A 23,836-nucleotide genomic window follows, 5' to 3' on the forward strand; every position below is an offset into this window, starting at 1 on the left:
GATTGTCCCGCCACCCGCTCGCCCGGCGCAAGCGCGGAGGCATCGCGGGGCTTGACCCCGGGGCCGCCGGGACCGACCGTGCCGGGTCATGCCCGCCCCGGCGCGCCCCCTCGACGAGCTGATCGCGTTCGTCCGCGCGCGGACCGCGCCCGCGCCGGTGCCGCTCGTGCCGGAGCTCGTGCTCCACCAGGCCAGCGAGTTCACCCCGCTCTGGCACGCCACCGCCGGCGACCTGGCGGGGTGGGACGACTCGCCGTTCTGGGCGTTCCCGTGGGCCGGTGGCCAGGCGCTGGCGCGGCACCTGCTCGACCGGCCCGAGCGCGTGCGTGGGCGCCGCGTGGTGGACTTCGCCACCGGCAGCGGGCTGGTGGGCCTGGCCGCGGTCCGCGCCGGGGCGGCCGAGGTGGAGGCCTGGGACGTCGACCCGTTCTGCGAGGCGGCGGTGCGCGCGAACGCGGCGCTGAACGGGCTCGCGCTCCCGTTCCGGTCCGGCGACCCCATCGGCGCGCCGCTGCCGGGCGTGGAGGTGCTGCTCGCTGGCGACGTGTTCTACGAGGGTCCGCTCGCCGCCCGCGCGCTCGCCTGGTTCCGCGCGCTCGCCGGGCGGGGCGTGACGGTGCTCGCCGGCGACGCGGGCCGCACCTACGCGCCACGGGAGGGGTTCACGGTCGTGGCGGAATTCCAGGTGCCCACCACGGTCGAGATCGAGGACGCGGCGGTGCGCGGCGCGCGGGTGCTCCAGATCATGGGGTGAGCGCCGGGCCGCGTGTTACGATCCGTCGCTGGGGAGGTCCCGCCCGCTTGCCCGCCCGCGCCCCGCTCGTCGTCGCACGTGCCGTCCTGGCGCTGGGCCTGCTCGCCGCGGGGCTGATCGTCGCCTTGCTGCTCGCCGGCGGGCTCGCCGCGGGGGCGGTCCTCGCCGTCCCCGCCGGGCACTGGGCGCTCGGCGCGGTCTCCGCGGCCGCGGCCGCGCTCGTCATCCGCTGGCTCCTCCTGCTCCGCGTCGCGCCGGTGCGCCTCACCGGCATCGACGTGCGCGCCTCCGAGCAGCCGGCGCTGGTCGCCCTGGCGAGGACCGTCGCCCAGCGGGTGGGCGCGCCCGCGCCGCGCCGCGTGTGCCTGGTGGCCGGGGTGGAGGTGATGGCCATCGAGGAGGGCGGCGTCCTCGGCCTCGGCGCGCACCCGGTGCTCGGGATCGGGCTGGGGCTGATCGCGCTGCTGGGCGTGTCGGAGCTGGAGGCGGCGCTGGCCCACGAGCTCGGGCACCGGCGCGCGGGCGGGCGCGCCGGCGGCCTGCTGCACCGGGCGCGCGCGGTGCTGACGCGCGCGTCGGCGCCCGGCCGCGGCGGCGCGCTCGGGGCGCCGTTCCGCCGGCTGTGCGCCGCGTACCTGCGCGCCACGCTGCACCTGGCGCGCGCCCAGGAGCTGCAGGCGGACCGGGCCGCCATCCAGGTGGCCGGGCCCGCCGCGCACCTCGCCGCGCTGGAGCGCGCGGCGCGCGGCGCGGTGCTGTTCACCGCGTTCCTGGCCGACGAGGTCGAGCCGCTCGTGGCCGAGGGGCACCAGCCGGAGAACCTCTACGACGGCTTCCGCGCGTACGAGGCCGAGCTGAGCGAGCAGGGCCGCGCCGGTGCGCTGGATCGCGAGCTGGCCCGCACGCCCGCCGAGCCGGAGGGCCTGCACCCTCCGCTCGCCGCGCGCCTCGCGTTCGCGCGCGCGTTCCCGGACGCCGGCCGCCCGCGCGACGCGCGGCCCGCGCGCAGCCTCCTGCTCAACGCCGAGCGGCTGGAGCGCGAGCTCGGCGCGCGCGTGGCGGCGGAGCGCGCCGGGGAGCGGCCGCTCGCGGTGGTGCCGTGGGCCGAGGTGGGCGCGCGCGTGTACGGCCCGCGCGTGGAGCGGGCCGGCCGCACCTACGCGGCCCGCGTGGCCGCCGAGTTCGGCGCGCCGGCGACCGGCCAGGGGGCGCTGGCCGCGCTGGTGCCCACGCTGGAGCGGCGGCACGACGAGGCCGCGGCGCTGGTGCTCGACCCCTCGCTCGCCTCGGTCCCGGTGGACGACCGCACGCGCCAGGTGGAGCGGATCGTCTCGCACGCGCTCGGCGCCCTGGTCGCGCTGTCGCTGGTCGAGCGCGGCGGCGCCTGGCGCAGCGAGATCGGCCGGCCGGTGGAGGTCGCCGTGGGCCGCGCGGTGGTGGCGCCGCTGCACGTCGCGGAGGAGGCGCTCGCCGACCGCTCGCGGCTCGCCGAGGTGGTGCGGCGGGCGGTGGAGACGCCCCAGGACTCGACGTGAGCGCGGCGCCGCGGGTCCTCGCCTGCGGGCACGTCACGCTCGACCGGGCCGGCGAAGTGCAGGTGCCCGGCGGCTCCGCCTGGTACGCCGGCCACACCTGGCGCGGCCTGGGCGCGCGCGTGCGGGTGCTCACCGCGGCCGGCCCGGAGCTGCCGGCGGCGGCGCTCGCCGGGCTCGAGGCCGTGGTCCTCCCCGCGCCGCGCACCACCGCCTTCGAGAACCGCTACGGCCCCGGCGGCGTCCGCGCCCAGCGCGTGGAGGCCGCGGCGCCGCCGCTCGACCCGGGCGCGCTCCCCGGCGGCTGGCGCGACGCCGACGTGCTGCACCTGGCGCCGGTGCTCGGTGAGATCGACGTGCCCGCGTTCACCGCCGCGGTCCGGGCGCGCGTGGTCGGGCTGGGCGTGCAGGGCCTGGTGCGCGCGGTGCTCCCCGGCGGCGAGGTGGCGCAGCCGCGCTGGGAGCCGGCGCCGGGGGCGCTCGCCGGCGTGGACGCGGTCTTCGTCGGCGAGGACGACCTGCGCGGCCAGGGCGACCTCGTGGCGCGGCTGGCCCGGGCGGTGCCGATCGTGGTGCTGACGCGCGGCGCGCGGGGGTGCGAGGTCATCGCGCGCGGGCGGGCGCGGCGGGTCGGCGTCTCGCCGGCGCGGGAGGTGGATCCGACCGGGGCCGGCGACGCGTTCGCGGCCGGGTTCCTGTTCGGGCTCGCGCGCGGCGACGCCCCGGTGGACGCCGCCCGCCTCGGCGCGGCTGCCGGCGCGATCGCGGTCGAGGCCCGCGGCGGCGGCGCGCTCCATCGCATGGGCGAGGCCCACGCGCGCGCCGCGGCGGTGCCGGTGCTCGACGGCGCGTGAGCGCGCTACCCGCCCTCGCCCCTCGCCGTCGCCTCCAGCAGCGCCCAGAGCCGGCCCAGCGTCCGCCGCGGCCAGGGCGCGTCCTCCTCCGGCTCGCGGTGCGCGGGCGAGACGCCGTGCAGCGCCGCGATCACCTGGATCGCGTACTTCACCACCGTGTCCTGCGCCAGCTCCCGGCCGGACACGCCGTCGCCGATCTCGCGCTCCTCCTCGCCCGGCACGAGGACGCACACCGGCCGCCAGTAGCCCGGCTCGGCGTGCGGGAGGACCGCCAGCCAGGTCCCCTCCCCCTCGCCGCCGGAGGAGAGATCGAGCCACAGCCCGCCGTCGCGGGGGATCCACCGGAGAGGCGCCATGATTCCGCATTCTACCCGGGAGATCGCTGCTAGGCTCCGCGCCATGGCTCCCTCCCTCGTCATCTACGGCGCCTACGGGTACACCGGCGAGCTGGTCGCGCGCGAGGCGGCCGCCCGCGGCCTGCCGGTGGTGCTCGCGGGCCGGGACTCGGAGCGCCTCGCCCGCCTCGGCCGCGCGCTCGGCCGCCCGTGGCGCGCGTTCCCGCTCACCGACCCCGAGGCGCTCCGGGCCGGGCTGCAGGACGCGGGCGCGGTGCTGCACTGCGCCGGCCCCTACGTGGACACCTGGCGGCCCATGGCCGAGGCGTGCCTCGAGCTCCGCGTGCACTACCTCGATCTCGCCGGCGAGGCCGCGGTGTACCGCGCGCTCGCCGTCATGGGGCTCCACGCCGAGCGGGCCGGCGTGATGCTGCTCTCCGGCGCCGGGTTCGACGTGGTGCCCACCGACTGCCTCGCCGCGCACGTGGCCCGGCGCCTCCCCGGCGCGGTCCGCATCGCGATCGCGATCGACGCGCTCGGCCACCTCTCCCGCGGCACGGCGCGCACCGTGATGGCGCACGCGGGCGACGCCGACGCCCGGGAGCTGAACCCGCACCAGCCCGCCGCCCGGAGGTTCGACCTCGGGTCCGGCCGCCTCGAGGCGGTGCAGGTGCCGTGGCCCGAGCGCGTGGCGGTACCGCGCTCGACCGGCGTCGAGGACGTGGCGGTGTACCTGTGCGCCTCGCAGGCGCGGCGCCTCCTGCTCCGCGCCGTCCCGGCCGTGGCGCCGCTGCTGGCGCTCCCGGGCGCGCGCGCGCTCGCGGTGCGCCTCCTCACCGGCGGCGCCGCGGGCCCGGACGCCGAGGCCCGCGCGCGCGGCCGCAGCCGCGTGTACGCCGAGGCGGTGGACGCGGCCAGCGCACGGGCGGCGTCGCGCCTGGCGCTGCCCGAGGGCTACGCGTTCACCGCGCACGCGGCGGTGGAGATCGCCGCGCGCGCGCTCGCCGGCTACGCACCGCCGGGCTGGCACACCCCGGCGTCCGCCTACGGCCCCGACCTCGTGACCGCGCTCCCCGGGGTGACGCTCGAGGACCTGCCCCTCGCGCGTCCCGCGAGCCCCTAGAGCGCGTGAATCCATCCCCGGACCGAGCCAGGCGGTCGAGACGCGAGCAGCGCGAGGCGCGACGACCGAGCATGCCCCGAGGCATGTGAGGGAGGAGCAACGACGCGATGCGACGCGGATCGGCCGCCGCGGCGACGGGAGGGGATGGGTTCACGTGCTCCTAGCCCTCCCGGCCTCGCCCCAGCGTCCGCAGCGCCGCGAGCCACAGGCGCGCCTCGCGCCGGCCCAGCCGCGCCCGGCGCAGCGCGGCGGTGAGATCGCGCACCGCGTGGCGCTCCGGCCCGGCCAGGAAGCCCCCGCCCCGCAGCGCCGCGCGGAGCGCGTCCTCCACCGCGGTGAGCTCGGCGTCGGTCGCCCCGGCCTCGGCCGCGCGCGGCGGTGGCGCGGCGGCGGCGAGCGCCGCCTTGCGCAGCTCGTAGAGGTAGACGAGCGCCGCCTGCGCCAGGTTCAGCGAGGGCTGCGCCTCGCCGGCGGGGATGGCGGACAGGTCGTGGCAGCGGTGCACCTCGTCGTTCGTGAGCCCGCTGCGCTCGTCGCCGAACACGATCGCGGTCCGGCCGGCGGCGGCGCGCTCCAGCGCCTCCCGGGCCACCTCCGCCGGCGGGAGCCGGCGCTTGCCCTTCACCGTGCGAGAGCTGGTCCCGACCACCCAGGCGCAGTCGGCCACCGCCTCGTCGAGCGTGCGCACCAGCCGCGGGCGATCGAGCAGCTCCTCGGCGTGCACCGCGACGCGGCGCATGGCCGCGAAGTCGTGCGTCCCCAGCTCGGCGATGGCCCAGTCGTCCGCGCCGAAGTTCTTCATGGCGCGCGCCACCGCGCCGAGGTTCTCGGGGTTGCGGGGGCGCAGCAGCACCAGGCGGATGGGGAGGCGCATCGGGGCGCATGGTACCGCGCCGGCCCGGCCCGGCCGTGCTAAAGGAGGCGCGTGCCCCACGCCGCGCGGTTCCTCGAGAACCCGTTCCAGCTCCACGTCACGTTCGACCTCGCCGCGACGTACCTGTTCGCGGTGACGGGCGCGCTGGCCGCGATCGCCAAGCGGTACGACCTGGTGGGCGTGCTGGTGCTCGCGTTCGTCACCGGCCTCGGCGGCGCGCTGCTCCGCGACGGACTGTTCCTGCAGTTCGGCCCGCCCGCCGTCGTCACCGACGGCCGCTACCTGGTGGCGGTGGCGCTCGGGGCGGCCACCGGCATCTTCTTCGGCCGGCGGCTGCACCGGTTCCGCATCCCGTTCCTGCTCGCCGACGCCGTGGCGCTCGGGACGTACGGGGTGGTGGGCGCCAACAAGTCCCTCGCCGCCGGGCTGCCGCTGGTCACCGCGCTGCTGGTGGGCGCCGTGAACGCGGTGGGCGGCGGCATGCTGCGCGACGTGCTGGTGCGCGAGGTGCCGCTCGTCTTCAAGCCGGGCGAGTTCTACGCGCTCGCCGCCATGGCGGGAGAGCTGGTGTTCCTCGGCCTCACCCGCGGCGCCGGGCTGCCGGGCACGCTGTCGGCGCTGATCGCGATCGGCGCCGCGTTCGCGGTCCGGATCCTGTCGGTGTGGCTGGGGTGGCGGACGGAGGCGCTGTCGGGCGAGGACGGGACAGGCGAGCGCTAGTTCACTTGCCGCGGGTCAATGCCGACCCGGCAGGGGTTCCCTTAAGGTGCGCCCTCCAGGAATCTTTCCCGCGCACAGGAGCTCCCATGTCGCTCGTCCGCAGCCTGCTCGTCGCCGCCCTCGCCCTCGCCGTCCCGTTCACCGCCCGCGCCGCGGGCGGTCACGACAGCGTGGGCTGCGGCGGCTGCCACTCCATCCACACCGCGAAGGGCAAGATCATCTTCGCGGTCACGCCGAACACGAAGGCGCTCGATCCCAAGACCAAGCAGCCGTACTCCGGCACGACCGCGCTCTGCCTCGCCTGCCACGCCGACTCGAAGGACGGCGGCCAGGGCTACGCGCCGGTGTCCGGCCACATGAGCCACCCGTACGGCGTCTCCAGCGTGAACCCGAAGGTCGCGAAGGTTCCGGGCGAGCTGCTGCGCGACGGCCGCTTCGAGTGCATCGGCTGCCACGATCCGCACCCGTCCAACCCGAACTACAAGTACCTCCGCGTCGACACCGCCAAGGGCCAGCAGATGGACGCGTTCTGCGGCGTGTGCCACCCGGGCAAGGCCGACGCCGCCACCGTGAAGCAGGCGGCGCTCTTCACCTCGATGGACGAGTCCGGCGCGAAGCGCGCCGCCGCGCCCGCCCCGGCGCCCGCGAAGAAGTAGCGGACCGAGGCTCGCCGCCGCCCGTGGCCTGGCGCCGCGGGCGGCGGTGCCGTCTTCGGCGCAGGCGGAGCTCAGCGCGCGGCGGCCAGCGCGGCGCGGGGTCGCCAGATCTCGAGCATGCCGCTCGGCGCCGAGAGCCACACCGGCTCGTAGCGCGCCGCGAGGTCGGCCGCGAGCGCGGCGCCGCAGGGCGTCTCCAGCAGCGCGCGCGTCGCGCCCCACACCAGCACGTAGTCGATCCGCCCGAGCCGCCGCGCGCCCCGCAGGTCGACGCAGGGGGGGACGCCCTCCATCCTCCCCAGCGATCCCGCGATGACGCGGAACGGGTTCCGGCCGGCGGGGAAGCGCACCGGGCAGTGGTCGGTGTTGGCCTGGCTGTTCTTGAGGTCCACCCCGCCGCGCGCCGCCACGATCCAGCCGGTCGCGTGCAGGAACGCCTTGATCCGGTAGCCCATCCGCCGCCCGTGCACGTCGCGCGGCCCGTAGGGCGAGAGCGCCAGCGGCAGCAGCACCCGCCCCTCCTCCACCGCCGCCGAGGCCGAGGCGTACTCCTCGAGGTAGGCCGAGAGCTGGCGCTGCTTGTCGAGCCGGACCCCGAGCGCCACCACCGCGATGGCGGCGAGCGCGACGGCGGCCCGCCGCGCCGGGGCGGCCGGGCCCGCCGGGGCGGCGCCGATCCAGGCCGCGACGCAGAGCAGCGCGAGCAGCGCCATCCGATCCGACACGTGCGCGCCGGCGGCCACCACGTCCGGCACGGCGAAGTACAGGGACGCGAACGCGGCCGCGGCGACGAGCCAGCCGTCGTGCGCGCGGAGGCGCGGCCCGCGTCCGGCGCGGACGAGCGCGGCGTGCACCGCGGCGACCGCCAGCACCAGCATCACCGCCATGGCGAGCGGCAGCTCGCGCCGGTCGATGGAGACGAGCGAGTACCCGGCGGCGAGCTTCGCCGCGAGCTCCACGAGCGGGATGCGCGCGGCGACGCGGTCGCGGTGCGCGAGGAGCCAGGCCCCGAGGAGCAGCAGGCCCGGCGCCGCGGCGGCGAGCCCCACCGCGGCGCGCCGCGCGTACGCCGCCGCCACCCGGCGGCGGCGGGCGGGGTGGCGGCGCGCGCGCGCGAGCGAGCGGGCTGCCCGGACGCCGAGCACCGCGCCCGCCACGAGCAGCGCCGCGGCGAACGCCACCGAGTGCGCGAGGTAGAGCAGCAGCGAGAGGACCGCCAGCGCCGCGAAGCGCCCAGGCCCGAGCCGACCGCGGGTGCGCAGCCAGAACCCCGCCGCCAGGAACGCGAGCGCGACGCCGTAGCAGAAGTTCCAGAAGCCCATGTGGAACGGGTAGGCGTGCACGAACGGGAACACCGCCAGCGCCGCCCACCAGCCGCGCGGGCCGCGCGGGAGGACCGCGCGGAACGAGATCGGCATCAGCACGGTGTACCCGCTGAGCACCAGCTTCTCCGCGGTGATCGGCGAGGCGATCGCGAGCAGCGGCGCGAGCAACGCCTGGGTGAGCCAGTTCGGCTGCGCGCCCCAGTTCGCCTCGTAGTAGCCGCGGAGGAGCGGCGACGCGCCGTGGCCGAGCAGCGCGAGCACGTTCTCGACGTGCAGCGGCCCGTCCTGGGTGGGGAAGTAGCGGACCAGCCAGATGGGCAGCACGTGCAGCGCGACGAGCGCGGCGAACAGGGCCACCGGGAGCAGGCCCCGCCCGCGGCTGCCGGCGGCGGGCTTGCGCGCCACGCCCGCGCCGGCCCAGGCCCATCGCGCGCTGCCCGCCCAGCTCCAGGCGAACGCGAGCGCGATGCCCGCGGCCTGGGCCGGCAGGCGCAGCGACCCGAGCGACGGCCACCCGAGCGCGTGGCGGGCGAGGAGCGCCAGCACCGCGAACGTGCCGAGCTGGATCGCCACGCCGACCAGGCTCACGGCGTGGTAGCGGCCGAGCCGCGCCAGGCGCCCATGCCGCCCGCGGCGATCGCGGAAGGTGAATGCGTCGTGGAGGAGGAAGTTGGAGAGCACGCTCGCCTCGATGGCGAGCGCGGACGCGGCCACCTCGGGCACCCCGAGCCACTGCGCCAGCGCGTGCAGGACGGCCAGGTTCACCACCACGCCGCTGCCGCCGACGGCCGCGAAGCGCGCCAGGCGGCCCGCGCCGGGCGCACCCCTCCCGTCCTCGATCCTCGAGCCGAACCTCATCGGGCGTTCCCCTCTCGGCACTCACGCTGCGAAGCCGTGCCGGCGGGGGCATCCCGCCTCGGGAGGAACGGCCCAACGGAGGTTGCACGGGCGGCCGTACGCCTCGCGCGGGCACGACGCACATGGCGCGCGGGCGCCGCGCGGGGCGTTGACGCTCAGTTCAGGTAGCGCGGGCGCGCCGCGGCCGCGGGCGGCGCCTCGGCGCCGGCGAGCTCCAGGCCTTGCCGCGTGAGCAGGTACCGCACGGTCCCGCTCCCGCGCTCGGTGTCGAGCTTCGCCTCGAACGCCGGCCCGGTGATGGCACCGAGCTGGAGCGTCTTCTTGAGGTTCACGATGCGGCCGGTGGCCAGGTCGCCCGCGACGGGGCCGGTCGCCGCGTCGCGCCGGTAGAGATCGAGCGCGCCCTCGTGCAGCGTCGCGGCGAGCGAGGGCGAGAGCGGGATCGAGGAGAAAAGGACCGAGATCAGGGTCCAGCGCGGCGGGGGCGCCTCGGAGGCCATCCGAACGATTGTAACCGAGCGGGCCTGCGCGCGCCCGCGCGAGCCATGTGCGAGCGACGTACGTACGCGGGATGCGCGCAGCGCGCCGGGAGGTATTGCATGGGGGAGTGGAAACCGGCGCCGAGGTGGGGCGCTGGGAGGCGCCAGGCCCACGCAGGGAGGAGCCAGCGCCCGCCAGCATGCTTACCCACCGGGCATAGGGAGGGACCTGACCGTGATCGAGGATCGTCCGCACCGCACCGCTGCCGAGCCGCTGACGCCCGGCGCGCTGCCCCGGCGCCTGCGCGGCTGGTTCGGCCTGTCCGAGGAACCGCCCCTCCGCTCGGCGCGGCCGGCCCGCCTCGACACCGTCCGCCGGAGCTGGGCCGCCGCCTACTGGCAGGCGCGCGTCTCGGTCCGCGCCGGCGTCCCGCTCGACGACTACCTGCGCTCACGCCTGGCGCGCTACTCCGCGGCGCTGCCGGTGCCGCGCGCGCAGCTCCCGCTCTCGGTGGAGGTCGAGGACGGGGAGATCCTGGTCGGCGAGGCCGCCCCGGAGCGCCGCCCGGCGGAGCCGCCGGCGGACGGCGACGCCTGGCTCGCCGCGCTGGTGCACGTGGAGGGACCCGCCGTGCGCCAGGAGGTGGCGGAGCTGGAGATCCGCCTCGCCTCGATCGAGGTGGAGGCGGACGGCGCGCGCCGGCGCGCCGAGGAGCTGTCGCGCCGCCTCGCCGCCGACGTGGCGGCGGGCACCGTGTGCGCGCCGCCGCAGGTGGAGGCCACCGCCGAGCAGCTCGGGCGGCCGCCGGTGTCGAGCGCCGCGCCGCAGGCCGGCCTGCGCGCCTTCGCCACCGCGTCCATCGCCGCCGAGACCTGGCAGATCGCGCTGCCGCTGCTGCGCGCCGCCGGGGTGGACCCGGCCACGCTGGGCGCCTCCGCGGCGCGCAACCCCGCGGAGACCACGTTCGCGTTCGCGTTCGCGCTGGGCATCGCCGGCGCGCTCCTGGCGCTGGCCTGGGCGGGCTTCGACGCGGCCTCCGTGCTCGCCTCGGGCGAGCAGGACCTGGCGCGCCGCCGCTACTCCGCCGCGGGCGCCGCCTGCGCCGCGCTGCTGTCCATCGGCCTCGCCGCCGCGGTGGCCGCGCTGCCCGGCGGGATCGGCGGGCTGCCGCCGGCCGTGTCCGCGCTGCTGCTCGCCTCGGTGCCGGTGGGTGCCGCGCTGGCGCTCCGCGCCGCGCGCTCGCTGGCCACCCGCCGCGGGCTCGAGCTCGCCGACGCGCTGGAGTGGGATCGCACGCGGGCCCGGTCGCTCGCGGATCGCGCGCGCCGCCTCGAGGAGCTGGACTGGGCGGAGGCCGAGGAGCACGACCTCGAGCGCGAGCGCGAGGCCGCCCGGCGCCGCCTGCGGACCATCGGCGCGCGCGCCGCCGCCGCCGATCGGCTCGCGGCGGAGCCGCTCCGCCGGCGCCGCGCCGAGCTGTCGCGCGTGGCGCAGAGCCTGGTGAGCGCGCTCGAGCTCGACCGCTACGAGTTCCTGCGCCAGGCCGCCGCCCGCGGCGCCACCGACCTCATCGCCCCGCGGCGCCGCCGCGCCGGCGCGGACGTCCGCCGCACCGAGCCGCCGCGCTCCGACACCGCCCCGTCGGCGCCGGTCGCGGTGCCCGTGCCCGAGGGCGGCCGGCTGGCGTCCTGATGCTGCGGCGGGTCGCAGCCCCGTTCCCCGCACGGCGCAGCCGCGCCCGCGGGACCGGGGCGCGGCCACGTCCGGTTGACATCCGATCTCCGCTCGGCCACCGTCCGCGCGCGTGAACCTCCTGCTGCTCGAGCCCGGAGAGCTCTCCGCCGGCGGCACCGCCCGGCTGGCCGGGCGGCGCGCGCGGCACGTGCTGGAGGTGCTGCGCGCCGGCGCCGGCGACCGGATCCAGGCCGGGGTGATCGGCGGGCGCATGGGCGAGGCGGAGATCCTCACCGCGACGCCGGACGAGGTGGTGATCGCGGCCTCGCCCGATCGCGAGCCGCCGCCGCCCTCGCCGGTGGCGCTCCTGCTCGCCCTGCCCCGCCCGAAGATCCTGCGCAAGGTGCTGCAGGCCGCCGCCTCCATGGGCGTGAAGCGGCTGGTGCTCCTCGGCAGCTACCGCGTGGAGAAGAGCTACTTCGCGTCGCCGCTGCTCGCGCCGGACGCGATCCGCGAGCAGCTCCTGCTCGGGCTGGAGCAGGGGCGCGACACGATCCTGCCCGAGGTGGAGCTGCACCGGTTCTTCAAGCCGTTCGTGGAGGACCTGCTCGACGCGCGCTTCCCGGAGCGCGACCGGCTCCTCGCGCACCCGGCCGGCGCGGCGCCGCTGGAGGCGCTCGCGCCGGCGGGCGCGCGGGCCGCGCTCGCGATCGGCCCGGAGGGCGGGTGGACGCCGTACGAGGCCGCCGCGCTGCGCGACCGCGGGTTCGCCCCGTTCACGCTGGGCCCGCGCGTGCTGCGCGTGGACGCGGCGGTGCCGTACGCCGTCGGCCAGGCCGAGCTCTGGCTGCGGTCGTCCGCTAGGCTCGCGCCTCGTACACCACGTTGAACGGGGTCTCGGTGGCGCGCCGGAAGGTGCGGAAGCCGGCCTCGGCCACCACCGCCCGGGTGCGCGCCTCGCCCGCCTGGGCGCCCAGGCACGCGCCGACCTCCTGCGCGCGCGACGCCGGGGTGCAGATCATGGTCGACGCGCAGTAGAAGACCCGGCCCACCGGGTTCAGGTTCTTCTCGACCTGGTCGTTCGCGAACGGCTCGACGATCATCCAGCTCCCGTCCGGCTTCAGCATCTCCTTCACGTGGGCCGCCGCGCCGGCGGGATCCCCCATGTCGTGCAGGCAGTCGAAGCAGGCCACCAGGTCGTAGGGCTCGCCGTGGAAGTCCTTCGCGGTCGCGACCTGGAAGCTCGCGTTCGCGAGCTTGCGCCGGGTGGCCGCGCGGCGCGCCGTCCCGATCGACGGGCCGTGGTAGTCGAACCCCACGAACGTCGAGCGCGGGAACGCCTCCGCCATCAGCACGGTGGAGGCGCCGTGGCCGCACCCGACGTCGGCGACCCGCGCCCCCGCGCGCAGCTTCGCCTCGATCCCTTCCAGCGCCGGCAGCCACTCGCCCACCAGGTGCGCGGCGTAGTTCGGCCGGAAGAAGCGCTCGGTGCCCTCGAACAGCGAGGCGTCGTGCTCGTCCCAGCCCACCCCGTCGCCGGTGCGGAACGCCTCCACCAGCTTGGGCGTGTCCTTCACCACCGAGCTGATGATCTGGAACGCGCCGGGGATGTACGCCGGGCTGTCCTCCATCGCGAGCGCGAACGCCTGCTCGTCGGGGAGCGTGAACGTGCCCGCGCCCGCGTCGTACTCCACGAAGCCGCCCGCCGCCTGCGCGCACAGCCACTCGCGCACGTAGCGCGCGTCGGTGTGGGTCTTCTCCGCGAGCGCCGCCGGCGTCATGGGACCGGACGACGCCATCGCCTTGTACAGCCCCAGCTGCTCCCCGACGATGACCAGCGCCGCGTTCATCGCGGCGCCCATCTCGCCGAGCACCTTGCCCATGAACTGGTTCAGCTTGTCCTCGTTCAGCTGCATCGGATCCTCCGCGTGTCCGCCTGGGCGACGCGCCCGGCGGAGTGCGATCGAGGAGCGGAGACGCGGGCCGGCGGTGCCCGCCAACCTCACCGGCGCGCCGCACGGGGACCACGGGAAGGCGGGGTGAAAGACGACCCTTGCGCCCTGCGCATGGAAGCTGCCGGGCGGGTGAGCGCGGCGACGGTCCCGCGCGGACGAGGGTCGCCGCGCGGGGCTGCGCGGCCGCGCGAATCCCCTCCCGGGGTCGCGCGGGCCACCGGCGATCGCGTAAGCTCGTCGACCTCCTCTCCCCAGGCCGGCCCCGCGCCGGCGCCCACGAGGTCCCCATGAGCACCCCCGTCGTCTCCGAGCTGGCGCCTCCCCTGCGCCTGCTCCTCGGCCCCGGTCCCAGCATGGTCCACCCGCGCGTGCTGCGCGCGATGTCCACGCCGCTGCTCGGCCACCTGGATCCGAAGTTCCTCGAGATCATGAACGAGGTGCAGGCGCAGCTCCGCGCCGTGTTCCGCACCGAGAACCCGTTCACCATCGCGGTGTCGGGGACGGGCTCGGCCGGCATGGAGGCGGCGCTCGTCAACCTGCTCGAGCCGGGCGACACCGCCGTGGTGGTGGTGGCGGGCGTGTTCGGCGGGCGCATGGCGGACATCGTGGGCCGCTGCGGCGCCCGGCTGGTGAAGATCGACGTGCCCTGGGGCGAGGTGTGCGATCCGGCCCGCATCGAGGAGGCGCTGAAGCGGGAGGGCAAGGTGAAGGTGGTGGCGCTCGTGCACGCCGAGACCTCCACCGGCGCGCACCAGCCGCTCGAGGGGCTGGGCGCCCTGTGCCACGCGCACGGCGCGCTGCTCGTCGCGGACACCGTCACCTCGCTCGGCGGCGTGCCGGTCGAGGTGGACGCCTGGGGCGTGGACGCGTGCTACTCCGGCACGCAGAAGTGCCTGTCCTGCCCGCCCGGGCTGGCCCCGCTGACGCTCTCGCCGCGCGCGCTCGAGGCGGTGAAGGCGCGCAAGACCAAGGTGCAGAGCTGGTACCTCGACGCCGGCATGGTGGCGGACTACTGGGCCGAGGGGAAGCGCGTGTACCACCACACCGCGCCCATCTCGATGGTGTACGCGCTGCGCGAGTCGCTCCGCCTGGTGCTCGAGGAGGGGCTCGAGGCGCGCTTCGCGCGGCACCGCCGCCACTCCGCCGCGCTCATGGCCGGCGTCGCCGCGCTCGGGTTCGAGCCGCAGGCGCAGGAGGGCCACCGCCTCCCGTCGCTGAACTGCATCAAGGTGCCGGCCGGCGTCGACGAGGCGGCCGCGCGCAAGGGCCTGCTCGCCGATCACTCCATCGAGATCGGCGGCGGCCTCGGCCCGCTGGCGGGCAAGGTGTGGCGCATCGGGCTCATGGGCGAGTCGGCCCGGCAGGAGAACGTGCTCGCGGTGCTCGCCGCGATCGAGCAGGCGCTCGCGAAGCAGGGCAAGCTGGCCCGCGCCGGCGCGTCGCTCGCCGCCGCGCTCGAGTCCTACGCGAGGTCGTAGGCGGACGTCGCCGCGGGGTGTGCCGGGAGGTACATCCCGCGGCGCTACGCAGGCTGCACGAGGGTCAGCGCCGGCACCGGCACGCGCGCCAGCAACCTGCGCACCAGCTCGAGGAGCGGCGCCTCCGCGAACGGCTTGCGGATGGCGACGTCCGCGCCGGCCTCGAGGAGCGCGCGGTCGCCGCCGGCCACCCCGGAGAGCCCGACGATGGGCATGCCGCGCAGCCGCGGATCGGGCGAGGCGCGGAGCACGCGGACGAGGTCGCTGCCCTTCATGCCGGGCATCACCTCGTCCACCACGCACAGGTCCGGCGGATCGAACCGCACCACGTCGAGCGCGCTCTCGGCCGAGTCGGCCGCGAGCGCGACGTAGCCGCCCGACTCGAGCGCCTGCGCCAGGAGCGTGCGCAGGATCTCGTTGTCGTCGACCACCAGGATCCGGTGCGGAGCCGGTGCGTCCATGTAGGCAACGTAGCCCCCTCGTGAGCGGCGCAGCTATCCCGTGGCCCGGCGACGGGGCATCGCGGGGCCGGCGCCGGGCCCCCTCGTCCGATGCCGCCCCGCCGGTACCGCTGGCCCGCCCCTGGCCGCCTCCCTAGGTTCCGCGAGGACAGGGGTCGAGGAGGCGAGCGCGCGATGCGTGGAGCAGGGGTGATCGCAGGCTGGGGCGGGGGCGCGGCGGGACTTCGCAGGCTGCTGGACGGGCTCGGCGACGCGGTGCGGTCGCTCCGCCCGGTGAGGACCGGCGCAGGGCGTCCGGCGCCCGCCCGGGCGCCCCGCCTGCCCCGATCGCGGCTCGGGGTGGCCCTGGAGGCGCGCCTGGCGGTGCGCTCGGGCGTGCGGCTCGAGGATTTCCTCCGCTACCGGCTGGCGCGCTACGCGGCCCGCCTGCCGGTGCCGCTCGAGGCGCTCCCGGTCTCGGTCGACGTGGACGGCGGCGAGCCGGTGGTGCGCGCGCGCCCGCAGGCGTCGACGGCGCTGGGGCCGACGCCCTCGGGGCGGGGAGGCGAGCCGCGCTGGGTGCGCACGCTGCTGCAGCGCGAGGGCGCCGGGGCGCTGCGCGAGATCCGCGACGCGGAGGCCGCGCTGGACGCCCTGGCGGAGCGCTCGGCGGCGGCGCGCGACCGGATCGAGGCCGCGGCGCGCGCGCTCGCCGAGGACCTGGCCCGGGGCGCCATCACGGCGCCGGTCGAGATCGAGGCCACCGCCGAGCAGCTCGGGCGGCCGCCGGTGCCGCCGCCGTTCCCGGTGATGGCGCTGCGCGGCGCGGCGCTCGCGCTGCTGCTGGCGGAGACCTGGCGCCTGGCGCGGCCGGTCCTGGGCGCGGCGGGGCTCTCGGTGGACGATCTGCCCGGGGCGCTGCAGCGCGCGCCGCTCGCGGCCGGGCTCTCGCTCGCGTTCGCGGCCGGCGCAGCGGGCGCGGTGCTGGCGCTGCTCGGCGTCGCGGTGCGCCGCGGGCTCGAGGTCGCGGACGGCGCCGCGGCCGCGCGGCGGGGCTTCCTGCTGGCCGTGGGCTCCGCCGGCTCGGCCGCGCTCGCCGCGGCGGTGGCCGCGTCCGGCGCCGCGCCCGGGCGCTGGACCGAGGCGGTGCTGCTGCTCGCCGTTCCGCTCGCGGCGGTGGCGTGCCTGCGCGAGGCCTCGCGCCGCGCGGCCGAGCGCGACGCCGCCGAGGCGGCGGCGCTGGAGTGGGATCGCGAGCGGACGCGCGACATGGTGGAGCGCGGCCGGCGCGCCGGGGTGGTCGCGGAGGCCGAGGCGGCGCTGGCGCGGGTGGAGGCGGAGCGCGAGGAGGTGCGGCGGCGGCTGCGGGCGCTGGAGCGGCGCGCGGTGGAGGTGGACGAGGCCGACGCGCGCGCGGCACGCGCCGAGGCCCGGCGCCTGGAGCGCCTCTCCGAGGCGCTCGCCGGCGCGCTCGAGCTGGACCGCTACGCCTACCTGCGCCGCGCCACCGCCGGCGCGCGCGGCGCCGCCGAGCGCCCCGCGGCGCGCCCCATCCTGCTGGAGCGCGCGGCGGAGCGGCTGGAGGTGGCCGGCTAGGCCGGAGCCGGTCCGGGGCCGCGGCGTCAGCGGCCCTGGACCGGCGCGTAGAACGACACGCCGCGGACGTCCGCGTTCACCTTGAGCGGATGCTGCAGCGGCGGGAACGCCCGCTGCTCGCAGTCCATCCGCTCGCACAGCCTGCACGTCAGGCCCACCGGCACCACCGCCTCGCGCGCCTCGAGGTTCACGCCGTCCGCGTAGACCAGCTCGCGGGCGCGCGAGGCCTCGCACCCCATGGCGATGGCGAGCACCGAGCGCGGCGCGTGGAACCCGCCGCCCTCGCGGTTGACGGTGCGCGCGATCCAGAAGTAGGTCGCGCCGTCGGGCATCTGCGAGAGCTGCGTGCGCACCAGGCCCGGGGTGGTGAACGCCTCGAACAGGTTCCAGCGCGGGCAGGCGCCGGAGAAGCGGGCGAAGCGGAGGCCGGAGGCGGAGAACCGCTTGGAGATGTTCCCGGCGATGTCCACGCGCACGAGGTGGAACGGGACGCCCTCGGCGCCGGGCCGCCGCAGCGTGGTGAGCCGGTGGCACACCTGCTCGAAGCTGGTGCGGAAGCGGTGGCCGAGCAGGTCGAGGTCGTAGCGCTCGGCGCGCGCCTGCTCCAGGAACGGCCCGTAGGGCATGAGCACCGCCGCCGCGAAGTAGTTCGCGAGCGCCACGCGGGCGAGCGCGCGCGACGAGTCGCTGGTGAGGTGCGGGTCGGCCACGAAGCGGTCGAGCACGTCCGCCTGCGTGAGCAGGCCGATCTGGTAGGCGAGCTGGAAGTTGCGGCTGCCGCGGCGGAGCAGCTCGGAGAGGGAGAGGACCTTCGCCTCGGGGTCGTAGCGCCGCATCGCGCCGCCCGCCTCGGCGGTGTGGACGATCCGCACGGTCACGCCGAGCTGGCCGAGGAAGCGCACCAGGCTCGTGTACAGGTAGTCCGGGTCGAGCCGCGCCTCGCGCCAGAGCGCCTCGCTCCCCGCCTCCAGCTCCGGGAAGTGGTTCATGTGCCGCTGGACGAGGTCCGAGACCTCCTCGGTGGGCAGGTGCGACGAGTCCACGCCGTCGAGATCGCCGTCGGAGAGCGTCGCGGCGAGCGTGTCGGAGGCCTCCCGCGCCCCGCGGTACGCCTGGTAGAGCGCCAGGACGGCGCGGGCGGCGGTGGGCGACGAGGAGGCGAGGTCCCGCACCTCGGCGTTGGTGACGTCGTGCGCCTCGAACAGCGGATCCCCGAACACCTCCATCAGGTCCGCCACCACGCGCGCGTGGTTCTCGGTCGAGAGCGACTTCAGGTCGAGCTGGAACAGGTCCGCGAGCTTGATGAGGAGCTGCGCGGGCAGGGGGCGGCGGTTGTGCTCGATGAGGTTCAGGTAGCTCGCGGAGATGCCGAGCCGATCGGCGAGCTGGACCTGGGTGAGGTTGCGCTGGCGGCGGAGCGCCCGGACCTTGGCGCCGAGGTGCTGGCCGGGCTCGCGCATGGCGGTCTCCTCGCCGCCGCGCGCGCCGCTCGGGGCGCCGTCCCCGCGCCGGGTCGGGCGGGGAGGATCGACCGCGCGCGGCGGGCTGCCGGGCGGCCGGACGGTGGCCTCCCGAACATCATGGCGCGTCACGCCATTTTCAAGATTTACGGCTTGACGGCCGTGCCTTGACAACGCGCCGACAGGTTAACCACGCGGAATAACAGCGGCTATTGTGCTTGATCCAAATCACGATAACGATTCGGGCACAGGAGGAACACACACGATGCCCGAGACGACCGACGCGCAGCGCCCGCCGCTCCCCCCCGGGATGGACCTTAGGGGCCCCCTCCCCACCGGACACGAGACCGTCCTCACCGCCGACGCCCTGGCCTTCGTCGCCGACCTGGTGCGCCGCTTCCGCCCGCGCGTCGAGCAGCTGCTCGAGCGCCGCGCCGAGCTGCAGCGCCGCTGGGACGCCGGCGAGCGCCCGGCGTTCCTCTCCACGACCGAGGAGATCCGCGAGGCGGCGTGGACGGTGGCGCCCATCCCGGCCGACCTCCAGGACCGCCGCGTCGAGATCACCGGCCCGACCGACCGCAAGATGATCATCAACGCGCTCAACTCCGGCGCGAGCGTGTTCATGGCGGACTTCGAGGACTCGAGCTCGCCCACCTGGCAGAACGTGGTCGAGGGACAGGTGAACCTGAGGGACGCGGTGGCCGGCACCATCGCGTACGCCTCGCCGAACGGGAAGCAGTACCGCCTGAAGGACCGCACCGCCGTGCTCATGGTCCGGCCGCGCGGCTGGCACCTGCTGGAGCGGCACGCGCTCGTGGACGGCCGGGCCGCCACCGCCGCGCTCTGGGACTTCGGCGTCTACTTCTGGAACAACGCCCGCGCGCTCGTCGCCAGGGGCACCGGCCCGTACTTCTACCTGCCGAAGCTGGAGAGCCACCTCGAGGCGCGGCTGTGGAACGACGTGTTCGTCCACGCCCAGGCGGCGCTCGGGATCCCCCGCGGCACCATCCGCGCCACCTGCCTGGTCGAGACGCTCCCGGCCGCGTTCGAGATGGACGAGATCCTCTGGGAGCTGCGCGAGCACTCCGCCGGCCTGAACTGCGGGCGCTGGGACTACATCTTCTCGTTCGTGAAGCGGCTGCGCGCGGATCCGCGAGCGGTGCTGCCGGACCGGGCGCAGGTGACGATGGACGAGGGCTTCCTGCGCGCGTACGTGCAGCTGCTCGTCCAGACCTGCCACCGCCGCGGCGTGCACGCCATGGGCGGCATGGCCGCGCAGATCCCGGTCAAGGACGACGCCGCGGCCAACGAGGCCGCGCTCGCCAAGGTCCGCGCCGACAAGCTCCGCGAGGTGACCGGCGGGCACGACGGCACCTGGGTGGCGCACCCGGGCCTGGTCCCGGTCGCGCGCGCCGTGTTCGACGAGCACATGGCGGGCCCGAACCAGATCGGCGTCGCGCGCGAGGCCGCGCGGATCGGCGCCCGCGACCTGCTGCGCCCGGTGGAGGGGACGCGCACCGAGGCCGGCCTGCGCCACAACGTGCGCGTCTCGGTCCAGTACCTCGAGGCCTGGCTGCGCGGCTCGGGCTGCGTCCCGCTGTACGGCCTCATGGAGGACGCCGCCACCGCCGAGATCTCGCGCGCGCTCGCCTGGCAGTGGATCCACCACGGCGTGGCGCTCGACGACGGCCAGCCGCTCACCGCGGAGCGCTTCCGCGCGGTGCTCGCCGAGGAGATGGACCGGATCCGCCTCGAGGTGGGCGAGGCGCGCTTCGCCGGCGGCCGCTTCGAGGAGGCGCGCGCGCTGTTCGAGCGGATGAGCACCCAGGCCGAGTTCACCGAGTTCATCACCCTCCCCGCGTACGACCTGCTGGAGGCGCGCGGCGACGAGCGCGCGCGCATCCTGGCCGGCGGCGCGCCCGCCGGCGCCGCCTCCCCCGCGCCGCACCACCCCGACCCGCGCCGCTGGGAGGGCATCGTGCGCCGCTTCGGGCGCGACGAGGTGGAGCGGCTGCGCGGCAGCGTGCAGGTCGAGCACACCCTCGCGCGCATGGGCGCGCTCCGGCTGTGGGAGCTGCTCCACGCCGAGCCGTACGTGAACGCGCTCGGCGCGCTCACCGGCAACCAGGCCGTGCAGATGGTGAAGGCGGGCCTGAAGGCCATCTACCTGTCCGGCTGGCAGGTCGCGGCCGACGCCAACCAGGCGGGCCAGACCTACCCGGACCAGAGCCTCTACCCGGCCAACTCGGTGCCCGAGGTGGTCCGGCGCATCAACGCCGCCCTGCAGCGCGCCGACCAGATCGAGCACTCCGAGGGCAGGGACGGCACCACGTGGTTCGCGCCCATCGTGGCCGACGCCGAGGCCGGCTTCGGCGGGCCGCTCAACGCGTTCGAGCTGATGAAGGGGATGATCGAGGCGGGCGCCGCCGGCGTGCACTTCGAGGACCAGGTGGCCTCGGAGAAGAAGTGCGGCCACCTGGGCGGCAAGGTGCTGGTCCCGACCTCCACGTTCATCCGCACGCTCACCGCCGCGCGGCTCGCCGCCGACGTCATGGACGTGCCGACGATCATCGTCGCGCGGACCGACGCCGAGGGCGCGAAGCTCATCATGAGCGACATCGACCCGTACGATCACCCGTACCTCGAGGAGGGCGAGCGCACGCCGGAGGGCTTCTACCGGCTGCGGCCCGGCATCGACACCGCCATCGCGCGCGGCCTCGCCTACGCGCCGTTCGCGGACCTGGTCTGGTGCGAGACGCAGACGCCCGACCTGCACGAGGCGAAGCGCTTCGCCGAGGGCATCCACGCCCGGTTCCCGGGCAAGCTGCTCGCGTACAACTGCTCGCCGTCGTTCAACTGGAAGAAGAAGCTCGACGACGCGACCATCGCCCGGTTCCAGCGCGAGCTCGGCGCGATGGGCTACAAGTTCCAGTTCGTGACGCTGGCCGGCTTCCACGCGCTCAACCACTCGATGTTCCAGCTCGCGCGCGGCTACCGCGAGCGCGGCATGGCGGCCTACACCGAGCTGCAGCAGGCCGAGTTCGCCGCGGAGCCGCAGGGCTACACCGCCACCCGTCACCAGCGCGAGGTCGGGACCGGCTACTTCGACCTGGTCGCCCAGGCGGTGTCCGGCGGCACGTCCTCCACGCTCGCGCTGGAGGGCTCCACCGAGGCGGCGCAGTTCCACCCCGCGGAGGCGGCGCCCGCGCACGGCGCCGACCAGGTGGCGCGCGCCATCGAGGCGGATCACGAGCGCCTCCACGCCCTCGTCGCCCGCGTGCGCGGCGCCGGGGACGGGCCCGCGCTCTCCGGCGCGCTGGAGGAGCTGGCCCAGGCGCTGCGCGAGCACTTCGCGCACGAGGAGCACGCCAAGGGCCTGTACGGGATCGTGGGCGCGCGCAGCCCGGCGCGCCGGGCCGAGCTGAAGCGGATGGTGGAGGAGCACCAGCAGATCCTCCGGCTGGTGACCGGCCTGGTGGAGCGCGCCCGGGGCCCGTCCGCGCCCGCGCCGGCCGACCTCGGCCGCCTGGCGAGCGAGGTCGCGGCGCAGATCGCCGACCACGAGCGCAAGGAGCTCCTGCTCGTCCCGGCGCTCGCGTAGCGCCCGCCGACCCGCCGCCCGCTCCCTCCTCGCCGCGCGCGGGGAGGGAGCGGGCGCGCTGCCTCGCGCTCCGCGCGGCCGGCCGCTCCCCTGCGGCCCCGCGCAAGTCGGTGCGCCAACGAGACCCCGCCGCCGGCGCCGGAATCGGTTACGTTGTCGGGCGTGCTCGATCCCACCAGAGCGGGCGAGGCGCTCGCACCGGAGCTCGTGGTCGGCGTCCCCGCGGAACCGGATCGGCTGGCGGCGAGCGAGTCGGCGCAGGCGCTCCAGGCCGCGCTGCGCGCCGCCTACCCTTCCCGCCCCGGCGTGGCGGTGGTGCTCACCGGCGACCCGCGCGGCGCGGCGCCTCCCGGCGAGCCGCTCCCCCCCTCCTCCCCGGAGGGCGATCCCCCGGCGGTCTACACCGGCAGTCACGACGGCCTGGAGGCCGCGCTGCCGACGCTGCTCGAGGTGGAGCTGACGCTCGGCGCGCCCGCCTGCGCCCTGCTCGAGCCCATGCCGCGCCCGGCGGACCCGGCCTGGATACGCCAGCTCCTCGACCCGGTCCTGGACGGCTCCTTCGACCTCGTCGCGCCGGCGTACGCCCGCGGCCGCTTCGACGGCGTGCTGGTCACCGGCGTCGTCTACCCGCTCACCCGCGCCCTGTTCGGGCAGCGCCTCCGGCAGCCGCTCGGGCGCGAGGTGGTGGTCTCGCGCGCCCTGGCCGAGCGCCTCATCGCCGACGGCGCCTGGCGCAGCGACCCGTCCAGCGCGACCGCGGACCTCTGGGTGATCGCGAAGGCCGCCGCGCACGAGACGCGCATCGCGCAGGTGTACCTCGGGCCTCGCACGCGCCCGCCGCCGCAGCCCGCCGACGTCTCGCAGGCGGTCGCGCGCGTGCTCGGGACGGTGTTCCAGGACATGGCGCAGCACGCGCCGCGCTGGCAGCGGGTGCGCGGCTCGCGCCCGGTCCCGACGTTCGGGGAGGAGCACCTCCCGGGCGACCCGAACCCGCCGCCCGCGCCCGGTCCGCTGGTGTCGGCGTTCGGGCTGGGCTGGCAGGATCTGCGCGCGCTCTGGGGCGCGGTGCTGCCGCCCCAGACCATGCTGGCCCTGCAGCGCATCCCCCGCGATCCGCCCGAGGCGTTCCGCATGCCCGACGCGGTCTGGGCCCGGGTGGTCTACGACTTCGCGGTGGGCTGGCGCGTGAAGATCATGGATCGGGAGCAGCTGCTGCGGTCGATGACCCCGCTGTACCTGGGATGGGCCGCCAGCTTCGTCAACGAGGTGGGCGGGCTGGGACGGCCGGAGACGGAGGCTCGGGTGGAGCGGCTGTGCGAGGCGTTCGAGGCGGAGAAGCCCTACCTCATCTCGAGGTGGCGCTGGCCGGACCGCTTCACGCCCTAGGAGGCGCCATGTGGGAGCGCGTGCAGCAGGTGCTGGCGGAGGCGTTCGGGCGGCTGGGGGCGGCGCTGGCCGCGGACCTGCCGGCGTTCGTGGCCATGGTGGTGGTGCTCGGGGGTGGTGTGCTCATCGCGTTCGCGGTCCGCGCCGGGCTGCGCCGGCTCCTCGCCCGGGTGGGGCTCGATCGCCGGGCCCGCGAGTGGGGGCTCACCACGGGGCGCGGGATCGAGCCGCAGCACGAACCCTCCTGGCTGGTGGCGCGCGGCGCGTTCTGGTTCCTGGTGCTGCTGGCGGTGGCGCTCTCCCTCGACGTCCTGGGCGCCGCCACCACCACCGCCGCGGGCCACTCGCTGCTCGCGTTCCTGCCGCGCCTGGTCGTCGGCGCCGTCATCCTCATCGTCGGCATCGGGGCGGCGCGGTTCCTCGAGCGCAGCGTGCTCATCGGCGCGGTGAACCTCGGGATCCGCCAGGCGCGGCCGCTGTCGCTCGCGGTGAAGTGGTTCCTGCTCGTGCTCGCGGCGGCCATGGCGCTCGAGCACGTCGGGGTCGGCGGCGGCCTGCCGACGATGGCCTTCGCCATCGTGCTCGGCGGGCTCGTGCTCACCGCCTCGCTGGCGCTCGGCCTGGGCGCGCGCGACGCCGTCTCCCGCGCGCTCGACCGGCAGCTCCCGGCCGAGGGGCCGCGCGGCGCCGAGGATCCGCGCGAGAACCCGCGGCGCATCCAGCACCTCTAGGCCC

General features: G+C 76.8%; 20 protein-coding genes. 13 read left to right on the forward strand and 7 right to left on the reverse strand.

Going from position 1 to position 23,836, the window contains the following annotated elements; genetic code table 11:
* Nucleotides 1-88 precede the first annotated feature (88 nt).
* From ANAEK_RS15490 to ANAEK_RS15500, 3 genes are read left to right on the forward strand one after another with little or no spacing between them, the layout of a single operon-like run.
* Nucleotides 89-754 (forward strand): methyltransferase, encoded by a 666-nt coding sequence (locus ANAEK_RS15490; RefSeq protein WP_012527076.1) that lies wholly within the window; start codon nt 89-91, stop codon nt 752-754.
* A gap of 47 nt (nt 755-801) precedes the next feature.
* Nucleotides 802-2,289: a M48 family metallopeptidase gene (locus ANAEK_RS15495; RefSeq protein WP_012527077.1), complete on the forward strand. Its 1,488-nt coding sequence runs from the start codon at nt 802-804 to the stop codon at nt 2,287-2,289.
* Complete coding sequence (locus ANAEK_RS15500; protein WP_012527078.1) at nt 2,286-3,140, forward strand: PfkB family carbohydrate kinase; 855 nt, start codon at nt 2,286-2,288, stop codon at nt 3,138-3,140. Before ANAEK_RS15495 ends, ANAEK_RS15500 begins: the two co-directional genes overlap by 4 nt.
* 5 nt (nt 3,141-3,145) lie before the next feature.
* Here ANAEK_RS15500 and ANAEK_RS15505 read toward each other — a convergent pair whose 3' ends face one another.
* Entirely contained in the window at nt 3,146-3,496 is a 351-nt protein-coding gene (locus tag ANAEK_RS15505) for a hypothetical protein (protein ID WP_012527079.1), read from the reverse strand.
* A gap of 43 nt (nt 3,497-3,539) precedes the next feature.
* Here ANAEK_RS15505 and ANAEK_RS15510 point away from each other — a divergent pair, with 43 nt between their 5' ends.
* The gene (locus ANAEK_RS15510) at nt 3,540-4,598 is read left to right on the forward strand and encodes a trans-acting enoyl reductase family protein (protein WP_012527080.1); all 1,059 of its coding nucleotides are present in this window, start codon (nt 3,540-3,542) and stop codon (nt 4,596-4,598) included.
* A gap of 160 nt (nt 4,599-4,758) precedes the next feature.
* Here ANAEK_RS15510 and ANAEK_RS15515 read toward each other — a convergent pair whose 3' ends face one another.
* Nucleotides 4,759-5,472, reverse strand: a complete 714-nt coding sequence (locus ANAEK_RS15515) for an RNA methyltransferase (protein WP_012527081.1) — start codon at nt 5,470-5,472, stop codon at nt 4,759-4,761.
* 51 nt (nt 5,473-5,523) lie between these two features.
* On the opposite strand from ANAEK_RS15515, the gene ANAEK_RS15520 reads away from it, so the two are divergent.
* Both ANAEK_RS15520 and ANAEK_RS15525 read left to right on the forward strand, forming a co-directional pair.
* Nucleotides 5,524-6,192: a trimeric intracellular cation channel family protein gene (locus ANAEK_RS15520; protein ID WP_012527082.1), complete on the forward strand. Its 669-nt coding sequence runs from the start codon at nt 5,524-5,526 to the stop codon at nt 6,190-6,192.
* Nucleotides 6,193-6,278: 86 nt separating this feature from the next.
* Entirely contained in the window at nt 6,279-6,848 is a 570-nt protein-coding gene (locus ANAEK_RS15525; RefSeq protein WP_012527083.1) for a cytochrome c3 family protein, read from the forward strand.
* A 71-nt stretch (nt 6,849-6,919) separates the two neighbouring features.
* Here ANAEK_RS15525 and ANAEK_RS23635 read toward each other — a convergent pair whose 3' ends face one another.
* Nucleotides 6,920-9,031 carry a GtrA family protein gene (locus tag ANAEK_RS23635; RefSeq protein ID WP_012527084.1) on the reverse strand — a complete coding sequence of 704 codons (2,112 nt, stop codon included), beginning with the start codon at nt 9,029-9,031 and terminating at the stop codon, nt 6,920-6,922.
* A gap of 155 nt (nt 9,032-9,186) precedes the next feature.
* Nucleotides 9,187-9,531 (reverse strand): hypothetical protein, encoded by a 345-nt coding sequence (locus ANAEK_RS15535; protein WP_012527085.1) that lies wholly within the window; start codon nt 9,529-9,531, stop codon nt 9,187-9,189.
* Nucleotides 9,532-9,745: 214 nt separating this feature from the next.
* Here ANAEK_RS15535 and ANAEK_RS15540 point away from each other — a divergent pair, with 214 nt between their 5' ends.
* Together ANAEK_RS15540 and ANAEK_RS15545 are read left to right on the forward strand one after the other, a co-directional pair.
* The gene (locus ANAEK_RS15540) at nt 9,746-11,203 is read left to right on the forward strand and encodes a hypothetical protein (protein WP_012527086.1); all 1,458 of its coding nucleotides are present in this window, start codon (nt 9,746-9,748) and stop codon (nt 11,201-11,203) included.
* A gap of 112 nt (nt 11,204-11,315) precedes the next feature.
* On the forward strand, nt 11,316-12,074 hold the full coding sequence (locus tag ANAEK_RS15545) for a 16S rRNA (uracil(1498)-N(3))-methyltransferase (protein ID WP_012527087.1): 759 nt from the start codon (nt 11,316-11,318) through the stop codon (nt 12,072-12,074).
* Here the strand turns inward: ANAEK_RS15545 and ANAEK_RS15550 are convergent.
* Nucleotides 12,046-13,101, reverse strand: a complete 1,056-nt coding sequence (locus tag ANAEK_RS15550; RefSeq protein ID WP_012527088.1) for a class I SAM-dependent methyltransferase — start codon at nt 13,099-13,101, stop codon at nt 12,046-12,048. The genes ANAEK_RS15545 and ANAEK_RS15550 overlap by 29 nt on opposite strands.
* A 326-nt stretch (nt 13,102-13,427) precedes the next feature.
* Here ANAEK_RS15550 and ANAEK_RS15555 point away from each other — a divergent pair, with 326 nt between their 5' ends.
* Nucleotides 13,428-14,618 (forward strand): alanine--glyoxylate aminotransferase family protein, encoded by a 1,191-nt coding sequence (locus ANAEK_RS15555; protein ID WP_012527089.1) that lies wholly within the window; start codon nt 13,428-13,430, stop codon nt 14,616-14,618.
* 44 nt (nt 14,619-14,662) lie between these two features.
* On the opposite strand, the gene ANAEK_RS15560 is transcribed toward ANAEK_RS15555, so the two are convergent.
* Nucleotides 14,663-15,079 (reverse strand): response regulator, encoded by a 417-nt coding sequence (locus ANAEK_RS15560; protein ID WP_012527090.1) that lies wholly within the window; start codon nt 15,077-15,079, stop codon nt 14,663-14,665.
* Between the two features lie 189 nt (nt 15,080-15,268).
* Here ANAEK_RS15560 and ANAEK_RS15565 point away from each other — a divergent pair, with 189 nt between their 5' ends.
* Nucleotides 15,269-16,654: a hypothetical protein gene (locus ANAEK_RS15565; RefSeq protein WP_232288235.1), complete on the forward strand. Its 1,386-nt coding sequence runs from the start codon at nt 15,269-15,271 to the stop codon at nt 16,652-16,654.
* A 26-nt stretch (nt 16,655-16,680) separates the two neighbouring features.
* On the opposite strand, the gene ANAEK_RS15570 is transcribed toward ANAEK_RS15565, so the two are convergent.
* The gene (locus ANAEK_RS15570) at nt 16,681-18,114 is read right to left on the reverse strand and encodes a short-chain fatty acyl-CoA regulator family protein (RefSeq protein WP_012527092.1); all 1,434 of its coding nucleotides are present in this window, start codon (nt 18,112-18,114) and stop codon (nt 16,681-16,683) included.
* Between the two features lie 265 nt (nt 18,115-18,379).
* On the opposite strand from ANAEK_RS15570, the gene aceB reads away from it, so the two are divergent.
* The 3 genes from aceB (at nt 18,380) to ANAEK_RS15590 (ending at nt 23,832) form a co-directional block, all read left to right on the forward strand.
* Nucleotides 18,380-21,715, forward strand: coding sequence for a malate synthase A (gene aceB, locus ANAEK_RS23640; RefSeq protein WP_012527093.1), 3,336 nt, complete (start codon nt 18,380-18,382; stop codon nt 21,713-21,715).
* A gap of 162 nt (nt 21,716-21,877) precedes the next feature.
* The gene (locus ANAEK_RS15585; RefSeq protein WP_232288236.1) at nt 21,878-23,101 is read left to right on the forward strand and encodes a hypothetical protein; all 1,224 of its coding nucleotides are present in this window, start codon (nt 21,878-21,880) and stop codon (nt 23,099-23,101) included.
* Nucleotides 23,102-23,109: 8 nt separating this feature from the next.
* A complete protein-coding gene (locus tag ANAEK_RS15590) occupies nt 23,110-23,832 on the forward strand; it encodes a hypothetical protein (protein WP_012527095.1) in 723 nt (240 codons plus the stop codon).
* Nucleotides 23,833-23,836: the final 4 nt, after the last annotated feature.

Source organism: Anaeromyxobacter sp. K, assembly GCF_000020805.1.
Classification (GTDB): Bacteria; Myxococcota; Myxococcia; order Myxococcales; family Anaeromyxobacteraceae; genus Anaeromyxobacter; species Anaeromyxobacter dehalogenans.

Coding starts and splice junctions, on each gene's coding strand:
- ANAEK_RS15570 (WP_012527092.1), bottom strand. CDS start 18,114: ATGCGCGAGCCCGGCCAGCACCTCGGCGCCAAGGTCCGGGCGCTCCGC.
- ANAEK_RS15550 (WP_012527088.1), bottom strand. CDS start 13,101: ATGCAGCTGAACGAGGACAAGCTGAACCAGTTCATGGGCAAGGTGCTC.
- aceB (WP_012527093.1), top strand. CDS start 18,380: ATGCCCGAGACGACCGACGCGCAGCGCCCGCCGCTCCCCCCCGGGATG.
- ANAEK_RS15515 (WP_012527081.1), bottom strand. CDS start 5,472: ATGCGCCTCCCCATCCGCCTGGTGCTGCTGCGCCCCCGCAACCCCGAG.
- ANAEK_RS15560 (WP_012527090.1), bottom strand. CDS start 15,079: ATGGACGCACCGGCTCCGCACCGGATCCTGGTGGTCGACGACAACGAG.
- ANAEK_RS15505 (WP_012527079.1), bottom strand. CDS start 3,496: ATGGCGCCTCTCCGGTGGATCCCCCGCGACGGCGGGCTGTGGCTCGAT.
- ANAEK_RS15535 (WP_012527085.1), bottom strand. CDS start 9,531: ATGGCCTCCGAGGCGCCCCCGCCGCGCTGGACCCTGATCTCGGTCCTT.
- ANAEK_RS23635 (WP_012527084.1), bottom strand. CDS start 9,031: ATGAGGTTCGGCTCGAGGATCGAGGACGGGAGGGGTGCGCCCGGCGCG.
- ANAEK_RS15490 (WP_012527076.1), top strand. CDS start 89: ATGCCCGCCCCGGCGCGCCCCCTCGACGAGCTGATCGCGTTCGTCCGC.
- ANAEK_RS15510 (WP_012527080.1), top strand. CDS start 3,540: ATGGCTCCCTCCCTCGTCATCTACGGCGCCTACGGGTACACCGGCGAG.
- ANAEK_RS15590 (WP_012527095.1), top strand. CDS start 23,110: ATGTGGGAGCGCGTGCAGCAGGTGCTGGCGGAGGCGTTCGGGCGGCTG.
- ANAEK_RS15555 (WP_012527089.1), top strand. CDS start 13,428: ATGAGCACCCCCGTCGTCTCCGAGCTGGCGCCTCCCCTGCGCCTGCTC.
- ANAEK_RS15525 (WP_012527083.1), top strand. CDS start 6,279: ATGTCGCTCGTCCGCAGCCTGCTCGTCGCCGCCCTCGCCCTCGCCGTC.